Origin of the sequence: Brevibacillus laterosporus DSM 25 (assembly GCF_002706795.1) — a bacterium.
GTDB lineage: Bacteria > Bacillota > Bacilli > Brevibacillales > Brevibacillaceae > Brevibacillus_B > Brevibacillus_B laterosporus.
The window spans coordinates 2,148,135-2,165,000 of the sequence record NZ_CP017705.1; the positions used below are offsets into that span (position 1 = coordinate 2,148,135).

Below are 16,866 nucleotides of genomic sequence, written 5' to 3' on the forward strand. Positions count from 1 at the left end.
CATATCGTGTTTTTATCGTTACTCAAAAAAATAGTTTATAAAACCTCCTTCATCAGTTTTCTTAACTTAGCTTCTGTCGTAGATTGCGGTACAGGAGTATAAATACTACAGCGTAAGTCAGCACTACCCTGAACCTGCAAGGAGGTGAGATGAAATAACATCTTGCCAGCCTTAGCATGTCTAAATTCAATGTAAACCTCTGGGGCGGAGCTGACCTCACTTTGTTCCCACAATCGCTGAAAATCAGGATGGACGGTTTTCATTTTCTCTACGAATTGACTATACCAATCATCCTCGACATATTGCCCATAAGAGGCTCGAAAGATAGATAAAAAGCCACTAACGAAATGCTCCCAATTAACAGCCAACCGCTGCAATTCCTTTCTAGTAAACACCAAGCCTAGTAAATTGCGTTCTTCGTACGGAATCTGGTTAAAATCTAAAAATACATATGAAGCTGCTTCATTCCAGCCCAAAATATGACTTCTGCTATCCGAGATGATTGTGGGGCAAAAGCGTAGTTCTTGTAAAATTTTTTGTAAAGAAGGAGTGATTTCCGTTATCTCTTCCGTTCTTTTTGAAAGAACAGCCCCAGCTCCAAGTGCTAACGAATGTAGATATTTCTGCTCATCTACTGTTAGTTGTAAGGCTGTAGCAATAGCGTCTACTACTGATTTTGAAACGGTGATGTCACGTCCCTGTTCCAGCCAGGTGTACCAGGTGGTGCTTACGCCAGCTAGCTGTGCTACTTCTTCTCTACGTAACCCTGGCGTTCTTCTACGTACACCTGCAACAAGGCCAACCGACTCGGGAGAAATCTTCGCTCTTTGATTTTTTAAAAAGGTAGAAAGTGCTTGAAGTCTGGCATTTTTATTCATTCTATAATCCATCCTTAGTGTCTTCTTATACTGGTACTAATTATACTAGGATAAATAACAACTTGTAATAGGATAAAGGCTTTGCCAAGATAGATAGTAAGAAGAAATTGAAACATTTCCAAATGTGTATGTAAAGGAGAGTGCCTATGGAAAGAGTAGTTATTACTGGTATGGGTGTTGTATCACCGATTGGAAATGATGTAGAGAGCTTTTGGAGCAATTTAGTACAAGGTACATCCGGAATTTCATATATAGATACATTTGATACTAGCAAGCATAAAACCAAGTTTGCTGGGGTAGTTAAGGATTTTGATGCAGAATCCATTTTTGGACGTAAAGAGGCACGCCGTATGGATCGCTTCAGTCAGTTTGCTTTGGTAGCTGCTGAGCAGGCCCTAGAAGACTCTGGTCTTGTACTCGAAGAAATTGACCTAGAGCGTTTAGGTATTTATGTTGGTTCTGGCATTGGTGGTATTCAAATCATGATGGATCAAGAACAGGTACTAAAGGATAGAGGGCCTGATCGTGTGAGTCCATTATTAGTTCCCATGATGATCGCCAATATGGCGGCTTCTATGATTAGCATCAAGTATGGGGCGATGGGGCCAAGTATGTCTCCTGTAACAGCTTGTTCAATCGGAAATACAGCTATTGGAGAAGCGATGCGCCTGATCAAATCGGGTGGAGCTGATATAGTTGTTGCGGGAGGTACAGAAGCGGCCATTACAGAATTAGCTGTTGCTAGCTTTGGAAATGCCACTGCATTGTCTACTCGAAATGATCAGCCAGAAAAGGCAAGTAGACCATTTGATGCTGATCGTGATGGGTTTGTTATGGCTGAGGGAGCGGGTATTTTGATTCTCGAATCCTTATCGCATGCGAAAAAAAGAAATGCCCGTATTTATGCTGAGGTTATGGGATACGGAGCAAGTTCTGATGCATATCACATTGTAGCTACTCATCCAGAAGGAAAAGGCGCCTACCAAGCTATGAAGCTAGCTTTACAAGAAGCTGGAATTCAACCAGAGCAGGTCGATGTGATTAGCGCTCATGCTACCAGTACCGAGGTTGGTGATCGATCAGAGACGATGGCAATCAAACAACTTTTTGGAGAAAAGGCTTATCAGATTCCTGTGACAGCCAATAAATCAATGACCGGACACATGCTAGGGGCAGCCAGTGCAGTGGAAGCTATTGCGTTGATAAAGAGTCTGCAAGAAGGCATTATCCCACCCACTATCAACCAAGAAAAACAAGACCCTATTTGCGACTTAGACTATGTTCCTAATAAAGCCCGTAAAGCAGAAGTTAGAGTAGGAATGTCCAATTCCTTTGGGTTTGGTGGACATAATGCAGTTATTGTCCTTCAAGCATGGGATTCAAACCAGTGCTAGGTCTACTTATCTTATCAATGGAGTAATAACTGGTAGCTTTTTTGATTGAAATGATACTAATTCTAATAAACGAAGACGTAACTATCGGAAGAAAACCCTCTCATGCTATAATTTATGTAAGGAAAAACGAAAATAAAATCAGGACAAGATTTATTTCTGTTAAAAGTAGAGAGGTGGATACATTGAAACGTTTTTTTTCAGGGGTGCAACCATCTGGGAACCTAACAATAGGTAACTATTTAGGTGCAATTAAGCAGTTTGTAGAATTACAGCATGAGCCAGATGCAGAAGCTTTTTATTGCGTAGTAGATATGCATGCGATTACAGTTGCTCAAGATCCAGAAGAGCTACGCAGACGTACACGTGAAATCGCTCAAATCTATCTAGCATGCGGCGTTGATCCTAAGAAAGCCACTGTATTTATTCAGTCACATGTAAAAGAACATGCTGAGCTTGGCTGGTTGTTACAATGTGCTAGCTACATGGGCGAACTAAATCGTATGACGCAATTTAAAGATAAAGCAGAAGGAAAGGCAAACGTCAATGTTGGTCTGTTTACGTATCCGGTCTTAATGGCTGCTGACATCTTATTGTATGATACAACCCATGTACCTGTTGGGAACGACCAAAAGCAACATATTGAGTTAACTCGTGATATTGCAGAGCGCTTTAACAATAAGTATGGTGAGACCTTTGTCATTCCAGAGCCAAGAATTCAGGAATTTGGGGCACGTATCATGGCTCTCGACGAACCGACGAAAAAAATGTCGAAATCAGCTGAGAGTGAAGCGAGTCGCATCGCTATTTTGGAAACCCCAGAGGTATTTAAGAAAAAGATTATGCGGGCAGTAACCGATACCGAGAATTCCATTGCTTTTGATGAAACAAATAAGCCAGGTATCTCTAATTTGCTGACAATCTATAGTATGTTTGCTGATGAATCGATTGAATCGCTAGTAGAACGTTATCAGGGGCAAGGATACGGTACATTGAAAAAAGACCTAGTAGAGGTTGTAACCGAGCAGCTTGGTAAGATTCAGCAACGTTTTAATGAGTATAACGATGTAGCAGAATTGGACAAAATTCTGCGAGATAGTGCTGAAAAGGCAAGTGTGATTGCAGAACAAACATGCAATCGTGTAAAAGATGCAATGGGATTATTACGAATCTAAGCGTAAAGCAATAGTAGAAGAGCCATTTCTCTTACTTGAGAATGGCTCTTTTTATTTTTGTCGAAGAATGTTAACTCGGGAAAGCTTACGTGATATAAAGTAAGTTTCACGTGAAACAATTTAATTATAACTAAACAAAAGTAACATAAACCGCAATTTATACCAACCTTCGACGCATTCGATTGCCTATGTGAATAGGATTGATCCCTTACAAAAATGTAAGATTGATGAAAGCTAAACCGATGGGAATTAAACCAAGTGATTTATAGAATAAACATATGATCGCGAAGCAATATTTCGCATTCACCTATGAGCTTATGAAGGGAAGCGAGGGTGAGACATAATGAGACACGAACACAGAAAGATAAGGATGGGTATTATATCCATTATTTTTTTGGTTTTACTTGCTGCAATCATTGGTTCAGGGGCTAGCTTTTATAAGTATCAGACTTTGAAATACAACGTTCCTTATGAAAAAGAGATACTAGCCTATTCCAAACAATATGGCTCTGATCCAGCATTACTAGCCGCTTTAATTTCCTATGAAACAAATTTTAAAAACAAAGAATATCAGCCAAATCAGTTAAATGGATTGATCCTTTTAAAAGATACTTCGGCTCAAGTATTCGCTGAGATTATGGGGTGGAAACAGTTTACACCCAGTATGCTAGCCAATCCTGATCATGCGATTCACATGGGCGCCTTTATGATAAGCCACTGGGAAAAGGCAGGCAAAACACAGAAAGAGATTACTCGTGCTTTTTTATTACGAAACAAAGATGCCCAGTTTAAACAAGATAAAACATTTCAAACAGCGTATGAAGAGATTCAGAAAAAATATGAGAAATACCAACGATTATTCAAATAATCATCGGAAAGGGACGATATGACATGCAAAAAGTATTGCAAGTAAAGAATGCTTCCAAAATATACGGAGGAAAGACGAATAGCTATACAGCATTAGATCATGTTAGTTTCGATGTACAGCAAGGTGAATTTGTTGGAATCATGGGACCATCAGGTGCAGGTAAGACTACGTTACTTAATATTATCTCTACGATTGATTCACCTACATCTGGCGAGATACTGATAGATGGAAGTGACGTTGTCAAAATGAAGGAAGACAAATTGGCGATGTTCCGTCGAACGAAGCTAGGCTTTATTTTTCAAGATTACAACCTGTTGGACTCGTTAACAGTACGTGAGAATATAGCACTACCATTAGCCTTAACAAAGGTGAAGGCAAAGGAAATCGATAAACGTGTGGATGATATTGCCAAAAGATTTGGAATTGAACACATTTTAGAGCAGTATCCCTACCAGATTTCAGGGGGACAAAAACAGCGTTGTGCTGCATCTCGGGCGATTGTAACTAATCCAAGCCTGATTTTCGGAGATGAACCTACTGGGGCCCTTGATTCCAAATCATCTGCTGATTTGCTGCAATGCTTACAGACATTAAATCAAGAAGAACAAGCGACTATTTTAATGGTTACTCATGATGCAAATGCAGGAAGCTACTGTGAACGAATTTTGTTTATTACAGACGGAAAAATTTCAATGGAATTAAAAAAAGGCACACAAACTCGAAAAGAGTTCTTCCAACGCATTATGGATGTGCTGGCTGAGCTTGGGGGTGATATGAGTGACGCTATTTAATCTCGTTTTACGCAATATGAGACGAAACATGAAAAGCTATCTAATCTATTTCGTCTCCATGATCTTCAGTATTGTTATCTACTACACGTTTATGTCCTTGCAATTTAATACGCAAATTGCTGAAGTAAGCGGTGGGGATCCATATGTAAAAAAAGCATTTGAATTTTCTAGTGGTTTGCTCTTACTGTTTGTAGCTATATTTATGGTCTATTCAAATAGCTTCTTTACACGCAAACGGAAAAAGGAAGTAGGTCTCTATTCCTTACTAGGGGTTAGAAAAAGACAGGTTGGAATGATGCTATTTTTTGAGAACCTATTCTTAGGAATCGGAGCCTTAATCATAGGAATTATTCTGGGTGGCTTTTTATCGAAAGCTTTCTTGTCCCTACTAGTTTATCTAATGAATATTGATATGCAGGTAAACTTCGAAATTCCATTAGAGGCGATTACACAAACAGCTACAGTGTTTTTTGTTCTAATTCTCTTTACGTCGCTACAGGGCTATATATTAATTTATCGTTTTAAATTAATTGAGCTATTTCGTGCTGAGCAAGAAGGGGAATCGGTTCCGAAGGGTTCTGTTATTCTAGCACTCTTCTCTGTTTTTCTGATTGGTTCTGCCTATTTCCTAGCAGCTAACTTCATGAATTACTTTGATGTTTTAATTGCTTTTTATATCATTGGTGGTACTGTGTTAGGAACTTATATATTGTTCCATTACTTCCTTATTTTTTACTTTAAGCGGGCGCGTAAAAATAAGCGTTCCTTCTACAATGGATTAAATATGGTAAGTAAAGGTCAATTGTTATATCGCATTAAAGGAAATGCCACTGCTCTTGCTACTATTACCGTGGTAAGTACGATTACGATCTGTGCAGTTGGAACAGCAGCAACCTTCTATTTCAACGTCAATGATGTAACGGCTCAAAGCAATCCATATAGTTATTCCTATCATAAGGACGGTAAGGACTGGAATAACGAGGTGGAAAAAGCCTTAGCAAATGCAAAGGATAAGAATCCAATCCAATTGGAAATGGAAGTGCCTTATACCGTTGTAAAGACAGAAGATGAGAAGAAAGCCAGCTTTTCCTTACAATATCGCACCTCAGAGGGTATATATTTATTAGGTCAATCTAAATATAACGAGTTGGCTAAAGCTATGAATCGGGAGTCTGTAGAGGTAAAATCAGGCGAAGTGGTAATGGCAGATGGTTTTTATGATGAAATGTTTCATAGCGATATCCTTAACAATCAAGTGTCCTACAAACTAGGAGATCAAGTAAAAACCTTGACCTTGGTAGGTGCTAAGAAAGCGGCATTAAGTAATTTAGGAAAAACTACATTTGTAGTATCCGATGCTGACTATCAAGAAGCTCAACAGTTTGGGGAGTCTTACTTGATCAAAAACATTAATGTTGAAAATCAGTATAAAGCTAGTGAACTGTCTGCAAACCTACGTAAAGTGATGCCGGAGCGCAAGGAACTACAAGATTTTTACACCCAATATCAAGCTCTGATGGAAACGACAGGGGTAATGATTTTTATTGGTGGATTTATTGGGTTAGTCTTCATGCTCGCAACAGGCTCGATCATTTACTTCAAACAGCTCACAGAAGCCCATAGTGACAAGAAGTACTATACAATTCTACACAAGATTGGTGCTACGAAACGTGAGAGCAAAGAGGCGATTAGTAAACAGATAGCCTTTATTTTTGGGGGGCCGCTCCTGTTAGGTATTACTCATAGCTTGTTTGCACTTAACACCATGTCGGCAATGTTTAGAATGAACATCTTAACACCTGTGTTGGTTAGTATGGGAGTGTATCTGGTTATCTATGTTGGATACTATTTTATGACTGTTCGTTCCTACAGCAAAATTGTCTTGGATCACAATAAATCGTAAAAATAAGCTATTCCTTAATACGAAAAGCAGAACTTCAGGGAGATGAGCCTGAGGTTCTGCTTTTTTACTAGTAAATATGACAGATAGGCGAATTAACATTGAGCCGTGAATAAGAAAATGTCATAGGTAGCAGGTATTCCTTGATCTTGCTGAAAAGTATCTTTGTAATAATTCATCATTGGTATTAGAAATCGTCTATCTCCTAGGCCAAGAGTAGGGGAAGAAACAGTGGCTCCTATTTCTTTAATAGACCGTAAAAAATCGATAACGGTTGAGTAATAAAGTGTGATGGAATAAGTATGGACTTTTATGTTTTGAAAACCAGCGTTTTTTAAAAAAGAAGTCCATGTTGTAGAGCTATCAAAGCTAAGAATGTGTCGGCGAGCTTTTTCTCCCAGGTTAGCGTACGTTGCGTTATAGGAGTCCTGTAGTTCATGGAAAGTAAGAGGACCAAATGTTGAAAATAACAGATGACCCTCAGGCTGCAAAATTCTGTGCAAGTGAGTGAGGGTTTCTTGTGGATATAGGAGCCACTGAAAGCAAGCATTGGAGAGTAGCAGATCATAGCTTGAATCAGGGGCGGTTTTTACCCACTCTTCAATATCAGCACATACGAATTGAAGTGATGCTGGGATGAGTGATTGCTTATTATCTCGAATCGCTTGTTCTGTCTGGAGTAGCATTTTGTCTGCTAAATCGAGAGCAGTATAGTTTCGTAATGAGTGAGGGTGAGCCAACATTTTCCGAGTTAGATATCCTGTTCCACAACCAATCTCCAGTGCTTGAGAGAAGAAAATTTTACTTTGAAACGATTGGAGTAGTTGATCGGCCATCTGCTTTTGCACAATTGCATGTTGATCATAGGAGCTGGCTTTCAGATTAAATCGTTGTTGGATGTGCAGTTTATTTGGCACGAATAAACCTCCTTATTTCGTTACTTACATAAGAAGAATCAGATACGAATGGATAATGACCCTGGTAATCAGGTGAAAGGAGTGTAGTGTTTGGAATAGATTCTGCCATTTCCAGTGCTGCTGTATAAGGAATAACCGGGTCATCGAAAGAATGGAAGAGTAGACAAGGACAATGTATATTAGCTAAGAGTGGGCGGCAGTCCTCTAAAAGTAAAATGTCAAGCCCAGCTAACAAAGCGTCTTCTGTCCAATTACAACGCTGAAGTAAGATACGGCTTTTTTCATGCGCAAGCTCTTCCTCTGATGTAGGAAACATACTTCTATAAAAGTGTTCTAGCACTTCATATCGATTCCTCGTAATAGATCGTTTCATACGAATAAGAGAAGTTGTTGGCCAACCTAGCTGGTCCTTTATTTGATCACGGACAAAACGTGCAGTTGTATTTATAAGGACAAGGCCTATAACGGGGAAGGTAGCAGCAAGACGCTGTGCTAACATTCCACCTAATGACCAGCCAACAACGAAGACAGGAGAGGGGATTTCCTGATAATTTCCAAAATAGGCTTCTTCCACTTTTTGATAAAAAGCAGAAGGAGAGTCCATTTGAGAGAAATCGACTGAAACATGATTATACTCGGGTAAGCTTTGTTGCCATCTATCCCAAATAAAAGAAGACATTCCCCAACCTGGTATCCAAAGAATAGTTTCATTGATTTTCATGTAATCACTCCAAGTTCCATTGCTGTCTGAATGGTTTGGTGCGCTGCCCAAGCTACATCTTCATCTGAATGTGTCGCCATGAGAGAAAAGCGGATTCGTGCTGAATGTTCAGGAACGGTTGGGGGGCGTATAGCTACAGCTAAAATCCCCGCCTGTTCTAAACGTTTGCTATATTCGATTGCTGTCTGATTATCACCAAGTAGAAGAGGCACGATGGGCGAATCTCCAGAAGGGACAAGCAAACCCGCCTGTTGTAGCTTCGTGCGGAATTGTTTGCTTTTTCTGTAGAGTTCCTTTCGGCGCCAGTCCTCCTGTTGAACAATGGCAACAGATTGACCAATTGCTGAGACTAGAGCAGGTGGTAGTGAAGTTGAATAAATGAGTGGACGACAGGTATGTATTAGGTAATCAATTAATACCTGATCAGCACATACATATGACCCATATAGACCGAGAGCTTTGCTACATGTTCCCATCAGAATGTCCACCTCTTGATGAACGCCATACTGATGGCATAGACCAGCACCTGTTTTTCCATAAACTCCGCCTGCATGGGCTTCATCCACCATTAAAAATACTCCATGATCGTGTTTGATTTTTACCAGTTCTTCTACATCAGCCTTATCGCCATCCATCGAAAAGACTGTATCAGTAACGATTAGATTACGCCGGTGATTTCCCTTATGTTTTTGAAGAAGATACTGTAGATGCTCATAGTCGTTATGACGGTAGCGATAATGGCTTGCCCTGCTTAAAATCGTTCCATCTACTATGCTGGCATGGTTAAGACGATCGCTATAAATAGCCCCATGACGATCAACTAGTGCAGTGATACAGCCCAGATTAGCCATGTAGCCATTTGCAAATAACAGGGCTGCCTCCCGCTCCTTCCATTGGCTGATCAATTGCTCGGTATGGTCATAACAAGAAAGGTTGCCAACGACTAAACGGGAAGAGGTTCCTCCTGCTCCAAAAGCTTGTGATGTCATTTCCCATGAATGTAGCACACGAGGATCATATGATAGTCCTAAGTAATTGTTAGAGGAAAGGTTAAGTAATTTTTGTCCGTCTGATACAATCCACGTCCCTTGGCTCCCAGCTATATGTTCCATTGGACGAAGGCTACGTGTAAGCCCTTTACTACACATATCATCTAATTCTTGTTGTAAATCCGGGTATTTACTCATGTACGTGGTCGTTGGCAAAGGCATTTTCTTCAATTTCAAAACCCATGTCTGCAATCATTTGATGATCGGCATGTATCGCTTGCCCAGCTGTGGTTAAATAATCACCAACAAATACAGAATTAGCGGCGTATAATGCTAGAGGTTGTAAGTGCCCAAGATTTAGTTCGCGTCCACCCGCGATCCGAACTTCTTTTGTTGGACAAATAAAGCGGAACAAGGCGATTACTTTAAGACAAAAACGTGTCGTATTTCGTTTTATATGAGCTAATGGTGTCCCTAGGATTGGATTTAAAAAGTTAATTGGAATGGAATCAGCATCAATTGCCCGTAGAGTATAGGCCATCTCCACAATTTCCTCTAGCGTTTCTCCCATCCCGATGATGACTCCTGAGCAAGGAGACATTCCAGCTGTTTTTGCATTTTCAATTGTCTCGGTCCGTTGATCGTAGGTATGAGTAGTAGTGATAGAAGCATAGTTATCCTTGCTTGTATTAATGTTATGGTTGTAGCGATCTACTCCGGCAGCTGCTAAGCGACTGGCTTGTTCTGGTTTTAACAATCCTAAACAGGCACAAATTTTTAGTGAGGAGGTTTGCTTGATTTCTTTTACTGCTTCGATTACTTGTTGTAATTCTCTCTCTGTTGGTCCACGGCCAGAAGCTACAATACAATAGGTTCCGGCTTTTCGTGTGATAGCCTCCTCTGCTCCCTTTAACAAAGTCTCTTTGTCTAACATCGTGTATTTTTCAATAGGTGCAGACGAACGACTTGATTGAGAACAATACCCGCAATCCTCCCGACAATGGCCGCTTTTAGCATTCATGATCATGTTTAACTTCACTCGTTTGGCAAAAAAGCGATAGCGTACCTGATAAGCGGCTTGCAAGATAGGCAATAATTCATCGTCGTCTGCTTGTAAAATGCTGAGAGCTTCTACCTTGGTAAGAAGCTCACCAGCTATAGATTTCCGAGCTAAAATAGACCAATCATATGTCGAGCTGGTAGCTGATGTATTCATAGCACAAATCCCCCTAAAGAGTATTACTTCATCATTTTCAGGATTAACCTTGAAATTCACGTAGGATAGGAGTTAGTTGAATATGCTCTTCTATCACTTCAATAAGTTGCTTTTTAGTGAATGGCTCCACAAGATAAGGAAACAGCCCCAGAACGGGGACCTTACCAAAGTCCTCAATGTAATCAGCGTTTTTTCTGATTGCTTTCATAGAGAGTGTGGCTTCTGTTTGATTTAAAATAACGCCTAAAATAGGAATTTCTCTAGTACGCAAGGCTTCTATAGAGAGAAGAGTATGATTAATCGTTCCTAGGCCACCGCGAGCGACGAGTAGGACAGAAAAACCAGTCTGTTTAATGAAATCAATTCCCATCTCTGTGTCAGTTAACGGCGCCAATAGTCCACCAGCACCTTCCACCAGCAGGTTTTTATGCCTAGCAAAAAGAAGGGAGCCAGCCTGCATAATGCCTGGTAGTGTTAAGATAGTACCCTCACGAATTGCCGCTAAGTGTGGTGTGACTGGTTCTACAAAGGACAGCGGTGCAATCTCATGTGGGGCATCTTCTAATCCAGACAGAGCTTTTATACGTGAGGCGTCACTATTTATATCATCAGCACGTGCTCCTGATTGCACAGGCTTCCATACTCCAATATCCATATCCTTATGAAGGAGTGCTGCGGCCAAACTAGCAGTAATAATGGTTTTACCTATTTCCGTATCGGTTCCCGCAATAAAGATGCCATTGGTATGTCTCATACTTCTCTACCTTCTGTAACTTCTATAATCGCCTGAGATAAAATTTGAATCATTTCAATTAGCTCGTCGCGTGTACTGGAGAGTGGAGGCATGAATACAATTACATTTCCTAGTGGTCGTGTTAATAAGCCTAATTCTTTGCAACGTTGGCTTACTTTTACCCCAATTCTGTCATTCCAGTGATAAGGAGTTCGCTCCTGTTTATCGACCACTAGCTCTATGCCAATCATCAGACCTTTCTGGCGAATATCTCCTACATGCTTTCTCTCTAAAAATGCAGGCCATTGCTGTTCTAGCCACTTTGCATCGGCAGCTACTTTTTCTATCAGTCCTTTTGATTCAAACAGTTCTAAATTAGCAAGAGCCACCGCACAGCCTAGTGGATTTCCTGTATAGGAATGCCCATGGAAAAATGTTTTTTGTTCCTCGTAATTCGCATAAAACCCTTGATAAATTTCATCTGTTGTTAGAGTAGCAGCCAAGGGGAGATAACCACCGGTAATTCCTTTGGCAATAACCATGATGTCAGGCGTAACGTCCTCGTGTTCACAAGCGAACATTTTACCTGTACGTCCAAAGCCAGTAGCGACTTCGTCAGCAATAAAAAGTACTTGGTGTGCAGCAGCTAGCTCAGCGATTTTCTTTAGACAACCTTCTGGCATCACAATCATGCCACTAGCTCCCTGCACGATTGGCTCAATAATAATGGCAGCAATTTCACTCGACTTGTCTTGTAAAAGCTTCTCTAAAGATTGAAGCGTTTGCTCCAGTGCTGCACCATCTCTTTCTTCCCTGTATGTATTAGGGTAAGGAATGGCGTAGGGAGAGAATAACAGTGGTTTGTACACTTGATGATAAAGGGGGATCGCGCCTACACTAACAGCTCCAATTGTATCGCCATGGTATGCCTGATTCATGGTAATAAAACGAGTCTTTCCGCTAATCCCTTTATTTTGCCAATATTGAAAGGCCATTTTTAAGGCAATCTCTACACCGGTAGCTCCACAGTCTGAATAAAAGACTTTCGTAAGTCCTTCTGGAGTGATCTCGACTAGTTTTTCCGCTAATTGAATAGCTGGTACATTGGCCATACCGAGTAAAGTTGAGTGAGCAATTCGTTCTAATTGTTTGGTTATTGCTTGATTTAATTCAGGTACACAATGTCCGTGTACATTAAGCCAGATAGAAGAAAATCCATCATAATATTTCTTTCCATTCACATCGATTAATGTAACGCCTTCACCTCGCTCGATGATTAAGGGATCATTCTCACAGTAATCCTTCATTTGAGTAAAGGGGTGCCACAAGTATTTTTTATTTTTGCTGGCTAATTCAGAATAGCTGGGTGTTGAAATCATGTAGAATCTCCCTTCCTTCACTTTTGTAAACTTAATTTGTAATTTGGTTTACAAATATAGTTAGAAATATAGCATAGCTTTTTTTTCCTGTAAACGATAAAGGATGCACATTAAAATTTGACAAATATAACAGAATAGCTGGAAGATGAAAAATGAGAGTGAATAAAGTAAGGATAGAATAGAGAAAATATTGCTATTGTGTAGTGGGAGGGAAATATATGTTATCTCGTAAGGTTTCACGGGTGGCATTGATTGGTTCTGGATTTGTTGGTTCCAGTTATGCTTATGCTCTACTGAATCAGGGTATTGTAAATGAGTTAGTTATTATTGATGTTAATAAGGATAAGGCAGAAGGGGATGCCATGGATTTAAGTCATGGGTTACCGTTTACTTCCCCGATGAAGATTTGGGCAGGTGACTACTCTGATTGTAAGGATGCTGATCTTGTGGTCATTACAGCAGGGGCAAATCAATTACCTGGCGAGACACGTATGGATCTGATTGAAAAGAATGTCAGGATTTTTAATAAGATCGTAACGAGTATCATGGATAGTGGATTTCAAGGCATTTTTGTCGTAGCTAGTAATCCAGTAGATGTTCTTACATATGCAACGTGGAAGATTTCAGGATTACCTCATGAAAAGGTAATCGGCTCTGGAACATTGCTTGATACAGCACGTTTTCGTTATTTGCTTAGCCGAGCCTTCGAAGTGGATTCCCGTAGTATTCACGCTTATATCATGGGAGAACATGGCGATACGGAATTGCCTGTTTGGAGTCAGGCCAGTATTGGAGGCAAGTCGATTACAGAATGCTTGAAACAAGGCGTAGGTCCTAGCAAAGAGGAATTAGATCAGATATTTATAAATGTCCGTGATGCGGCGTATCATATTATTGAGAAAAAGGGTGCGACATACTACGGGATTGGAATGAGCTTGGCCCGTTTAACCAAAGCGATTTTATATAATCAAAATTCTATTTTGACAATCTCCACTCTTCTACAAGGGGAATTTGGTTTACATGATACATATTTAGGAGTTCCTGCTGTGGTAAATCGTAGTGGTGTACGTGAGGTTGTTGAGATTACGTTAAATGAAGAAGAGAAAGCCAAACTAAAGCATTCTGCGGATGTGTTGAAGAAGGCATTGTCTACGGTCTCCTTTACTTAGCACCATAAGGGAGAAAACGTACAGCAAAAAGAACATCATTATGCAAGGATAACAAATGTAGGGGGAGCGGGAATGGCTACTGATAAGTGAAGTAGCACTCCTGTTCCCCCTGTTTTTTTGCTCATTTATGTTGTTTTTGGGGTTCCTCGATCACATCCCAGGTTTCCTGATCTTGAATTTGGTTCATAATAAGCATATATTCAGAAACAGCCTCTTGAATGGTTCTAGCAATCTTTATTTGTGTTTTTTCATTTACTAGAAAACGACGATCACGCGAGTTACTTAGATAGCCCATCTCCACAATAACTGTCGGACAAATCGATTGCTTAAGTAGATAATAAGTCTTGCCTGGCATTGGTTCACCCTTGGTTTTATACAACTGATCCAAATGATGTTGAATGATATCAGCTAGGATGTAGCTTTGATTATTTTTTTGGTAAAGGACAAGCGGACCTCTACTAGATTTACTATTTGACCAATTAACATGCAGACTAATCAGCATTTGTGGACGAACTTCCTTAGCCAAATGTCGTCGCTGAGCTAAATCACGGATATGACGTGAGGGCGAACGTAACCATTTATTTTCATCACTTAGAGCATAATCGCCTGTACGATTTAGCAAAACCTGATATCCTTTTAGCATTAATTCTTTATACAATAGCTTGGCAATTTGCAAATTAATATCCTTTTCTAAAATTCCTTGATAAGAGGTTCCTCCATCTATACCACCGTGTCCTGCATCTATTATGATTTCTATTGGCATATGCTCTGAGCTAATTGCTCTGGCATGAGTAGGCAGAAGGCCCACCAATAGCAGGCCTATCAAGGCTGCCTTCAACCAACGCATATACTTCTCCTCCTTATGTTATGGCACAAGATATACGTATCGTGTTAGAAATTTGATATGTAAAAGTATCCCCCTACATTCAAAAACTCATGAAGAACTTTCAGAGGAAAACAGAGGAATTTATATAATAAATCGCCTTTTCACTCTAGCCGTTTGGACGTAAATCGCACTTATATGTTATAATAAAGCGTTGTAATTTCGAGTTGGAGGGTAACCTAAAATGGCAGAACAAACATCTCGGTTTTCAAAAATTGACATTAGCCAAGAGATGCGTGACTCGTTCATTGATTACGCGATGAGTGTCATCGTTAGTCGCGCTTTACCTGATGTAAGGGACGGACTAAAGCCAGTTCATCGCCGTATCTTATATGCCATGCATGATATGGGGCTTACTCCCGATAAGGCTTTCCGTAAATCCGCAAACGTTGTCGGTCAAGTAATGGCTAAGTACCATCCTCATGGTGATACGGCAATTTATGAGACCATGGTTCGATTGGCACAAGATTTCAATATGAGATACATGCTGGTTGAAGGCCAAGGGAACTTTGGTTCTGTGGACGGCGATCGGGCGGCAGCTATGCGTTATACTGAGTCCCGTTTTTCCAAAATTGCTTTAGAAATGCTTCGGGATATTGATAAAGATACAGTAGACTTTATACCAAACTACGATGGACATGAGGAAGAACCTACCGTTCTCCCTTCTCGTTTTCCGAATTTGTTAGTAAACGGTTCAGCAGGTATTGCAGTTGGGATGGCGACAAATATACCACCCCATAATCTAAGGGAAGTTATTGATGGTGTTAGTGCTATGATCGATAATCCTGAGATTACTGTTGCTGAGCTGATGAAAATCATTAAGGGACCGGATTTCCCAACAGCTGGCGAAATTTTGGGATATTCTGGTATCCGACGTGCTTACGAAACAGGACGTGGCTCCATTGTTATGCGTGCAAAAACCAATATTGAAGAGAATAATGGTAAAGCCCGCATTATTGTAACGGAAATCCCGTATCAGGTGAACAAAGCTAGACTTGTTGAAAAAATTGCAGAATTAGTACGTGAGAAAAAGATTGATGGCATAACTGATTTGCGTGATGAATCTGACCGCAAAGGAATGCGTATTGTCATTGAGCTTCGTCGAGATATTATTCCAAAAGTCGTGTTAAATAATCTGTTTAAGCATACCCAAATGCAATCAACCTTTGGGGTTAATATGCTAGCGCTTGTTAATTCACGTCCAAAAACATTGAATTTACGTGAGATGATCTACCATTATTTGGAGCATCAACGTGTCATTGTTCGCAGACGTACCGAGTATGAATTGCGTCAAGCTGAAGCGCGCGCCCATATTTTAGAGGGTTTACGCATTGCACTTGATCATATTGATGAGATTATCAGTCTCATCCGTGCGTCACGCATGGCAGAAGAAGCACGCAATGCTTTGATCGAGCGATTTGGATTGAGTCATGAACAAGCTCAAGCGATTTTGGACATGCGTCTCCAACGCCTAACTGGTCTGGAACGTGAAAAGATTGAAGCAGAATACCAAGATCTTTTAGCTAAAATTGCTGAATTAAAAGGCATTCTTGCTGATGAGAATAAAATTTACTCTATCATTCGTGAAGAGATGAACGCCATCAAAGAGAAATTCGGAGACGACCGTCGTACGATAATCACGATTGGCGAAGATATGATTGAAGATGCAGATCTGATTCCAGAAGAGGAAGTTGTCATTTCCTTAACTCATAGTGGTTACGTGAAACGTTTACCAGTAACGACCTACCGTAGCCAAAAGCGTGGAGGACGTGGTATTCAAGGAATTGGAACCAAAGATGACGATTTTGTCGAGCATCTTTGCATCACTAACTCACACGATACCCTCTTGTTCTTTA

At 40.3% G+C, this 16,866-nt stretch carries 15 protein-coding genes (1 of these 15 cut by a window edge); 7 read left to right on the top strand and 8 right to left on the bottom strand.

The genetic code is table 11. From position 1 onward, the window contains the following. Positions 1-35: 35 nt before the first annotated feature. Complete coding sequence (locus BrL25_RS10175) at positions 36-878, bottom strand: helix-turn-helix transcriptional regulator (protein ID WP_018671246.1); 843 nt, start codon at positions 876-878, stop codon at positions 36-38. Positions 879-1,024: 146 nt separating this feature from the next. On the opposite strand from BrL25_RS10175, the gene fabF reads away from it, so the two are divergent. The 5 genes from fabF to BrL25_RS10200 all read left to right on the top strand — a co-directional run bounded on the left by fabF (position 1,025) and on the right by BrL25_RS10200 (position 7,006). Further along, positions 1,025-2,272 (top strand): beta-ketoacyl-ACP synthase II, encoded by a 1,248-nt coding sequence (gene fabF / locus BrL25_RS10180; protein WP_018671247.1) that lies wholly within the window; start codon positions 1,025-1,027, stop codon positions 2,270-2,272. Positions 2,273-2,454: 182 nt separating this feature from the next. Next, complete coding sequence (trpS, locus tag BrL25_RS10185; protein WP_018671248.1) at positions 2,455-3,444, top strand: tryptophan--tRNA ligase; 990 nt, start codon at positions 2,455-2,457, stop codon at positions 3,442-3,444. Positions 3,445-3,787: 343 nt separating this feature from the next. Next, positions 3,788-4,312, top strand: coding sequence for a transglycosylase SLT domain-containing protein (locus BrL25_RS10190; RefSeq protein ID WP_026315123.1), 525 nt, complete (start codon positions 3,788-3,790; stop codon positions 4,310-4,312). A 23-nt stretch (positions 4,313-4,335) separates the two neighbouring features. Further along, entirely contained in the window at positions 4,336-5,103 is a 768-nt protein-coding gene (locus tag BrL25_RS10195) for an ABC transporter ATP-binding protein (protein ID WP_018671250.1), read from the top strand. After that, on the top strand, positions 5,090-7,006 hold the full coding sequence (locus BrL25_RS10200) for an ABC transporter permease (protein WP_018671251.1): 1,917 nt from the start codon (positions 5,090-5,092) through the stop codon (positions 7,004-7,006). Before BrL25_RS10195 ends, BrL25_RS10200 begins: the two co-directional genes overlap by 14 nt. A gap of 92 nt (positions 7,007-7,098) precedes the next feature. Here the strand turns inward: BrL25_RS10200 and bioC are convergent, their stop codons facing one another. The 6 genes from bioC to bioA are packed head-to-tail and all read right to left on the bottom strand — an operon-like array spanning position 7,099 to position 12,958. Further along, positions 7,099-7,920, bottom strand: coding sequence for a malonyl-ACP O-methyltransferase BioC (gene bioC / locus BrL25_RS10205; RefSeq protein ID WP_018671252.1), 822 nt, complete (start codon positions 7,918-7,920; stop codon positions 7,099-7,101). Then, a complete protein-coding gene (locus tag BrL25_RS10210) occupies positions 7,910-8,641 on the bottom strand; it encodes an alpha/beta fold hydrolase (RefSeq protein WP_018671253.1) in 732 nt (243 codons plus the stop codon). The genes bioC and BrL25_RS10210 overlap by 11 nt, the downstream gene beginning before the upstream one ends. After that, positions 8,638-9,852 carry an 8-amino-7-oxononanoate synthase gene (bioF, locus tag BrL25_RS10215; RefSeq protein WP_026315124.1) on the bottom strand — a complete coding sequence of 405 codons (1,215 nt, stop codon included), beginning with the start codon at positions 9,850-9,852 and terminating at the stop codon, positions 8,638-8,640. The genes BrL25_RS10210 and bioF overlap by 4 nt, the downstream gene beginning before the upstream one ends. Then, positions 9,821-10,846 carry a biotin synthase BioB gene (bioB, locus tag BrL25_RS10220; RefSeq protein ID WP_018671255.1) on the bottom strand — a complete coding sequence of 342 codons (1,026 nt, stop codon included), beginning with the start codon at positions 10,844-10,846 and terminating at the stop codon, positions 9,821-9,823. Before bioB ends, bioF begins: the two co-directional genes overlap by 32 nt. 43 nt (positions 10,847-10,889) lie before the next feature. Further along, positions 10,890-11,600, bottom strand: coding sequence for a dethiobiotin synthase (bioD, locus tag BrL25_RS10225; protein ID WP_018671256.1), 711 nt, complete (start codon positions 11,598-11,600; stop codon positions 10,890-10,892). Beyond that, positions 11,597-12,958, bottom strand: a complete 1,362-nt coding sequence (bioA, locus tag BrL25_RS10230; RefSeq protein WP_018671257.1) for an adenosylmethionine--8-amino-7-oxononanoate transaminase — start codon at positions 12,956-12,958, stop codon at positions 11,597-11,599. Before bioA ends, bioD begins: the two co-directional genes overlap by 4 nt. A 218-nt stretch (positions 12,959-13,176) precedes the next feature. Between bioA and BrL25_RS10235 the strand changes: the two genes are divergently transcribed. Next, the gene (locus BrL25_RS10235) at positions 13,177-14,127 is read left to right on the top strand and encodes an L-lactate dehydrogenase (RefSeq protein WP_018671258.1); all 951 of its coding nucleotides are present in this window, start codon (positions 13,177-13,179) and stop codon (positions 14,125-14,127) included. A gap of 121 nt (positions 14,128-14,248) precedes the next feature. Here the strand turns inward: BrL25_RS10235 and BrL25_RS10240 are convergent, their stop codons facing one another. Then, positions 14,249-14,974, bottom strand: a complete 726-nt coding sequence (locus tag BrL25_RS10240) for an N-acetylmuramoyl-L-alanine amidase family protein (RefSeq protein ID WP_018671259.1) — start codon at positions 14,972-14,974, stop codon at positions 14,249-14,251. Between the two features lie 220 nt (positions 14,975-15,194). Here BrL25_RS10240 and gyrA point away from each other — a divergent pair, with 220 nt between their 5' ends. Further along, positions 15,195-16,866: the 5' portion of a DNA gyrase subunit A gene (gyrA, locus tag BrL25_RS10245; protein WP_018671260.1), read on the top strand. 896 nt of this gene lie beyond the right edge of the window; 1,672 of the gene's 2,568 nt are visible here — the first part of the coding sequence; its start codon is at positions 15,195-15,197; its stop codon lies beyond the right edge, outside the window.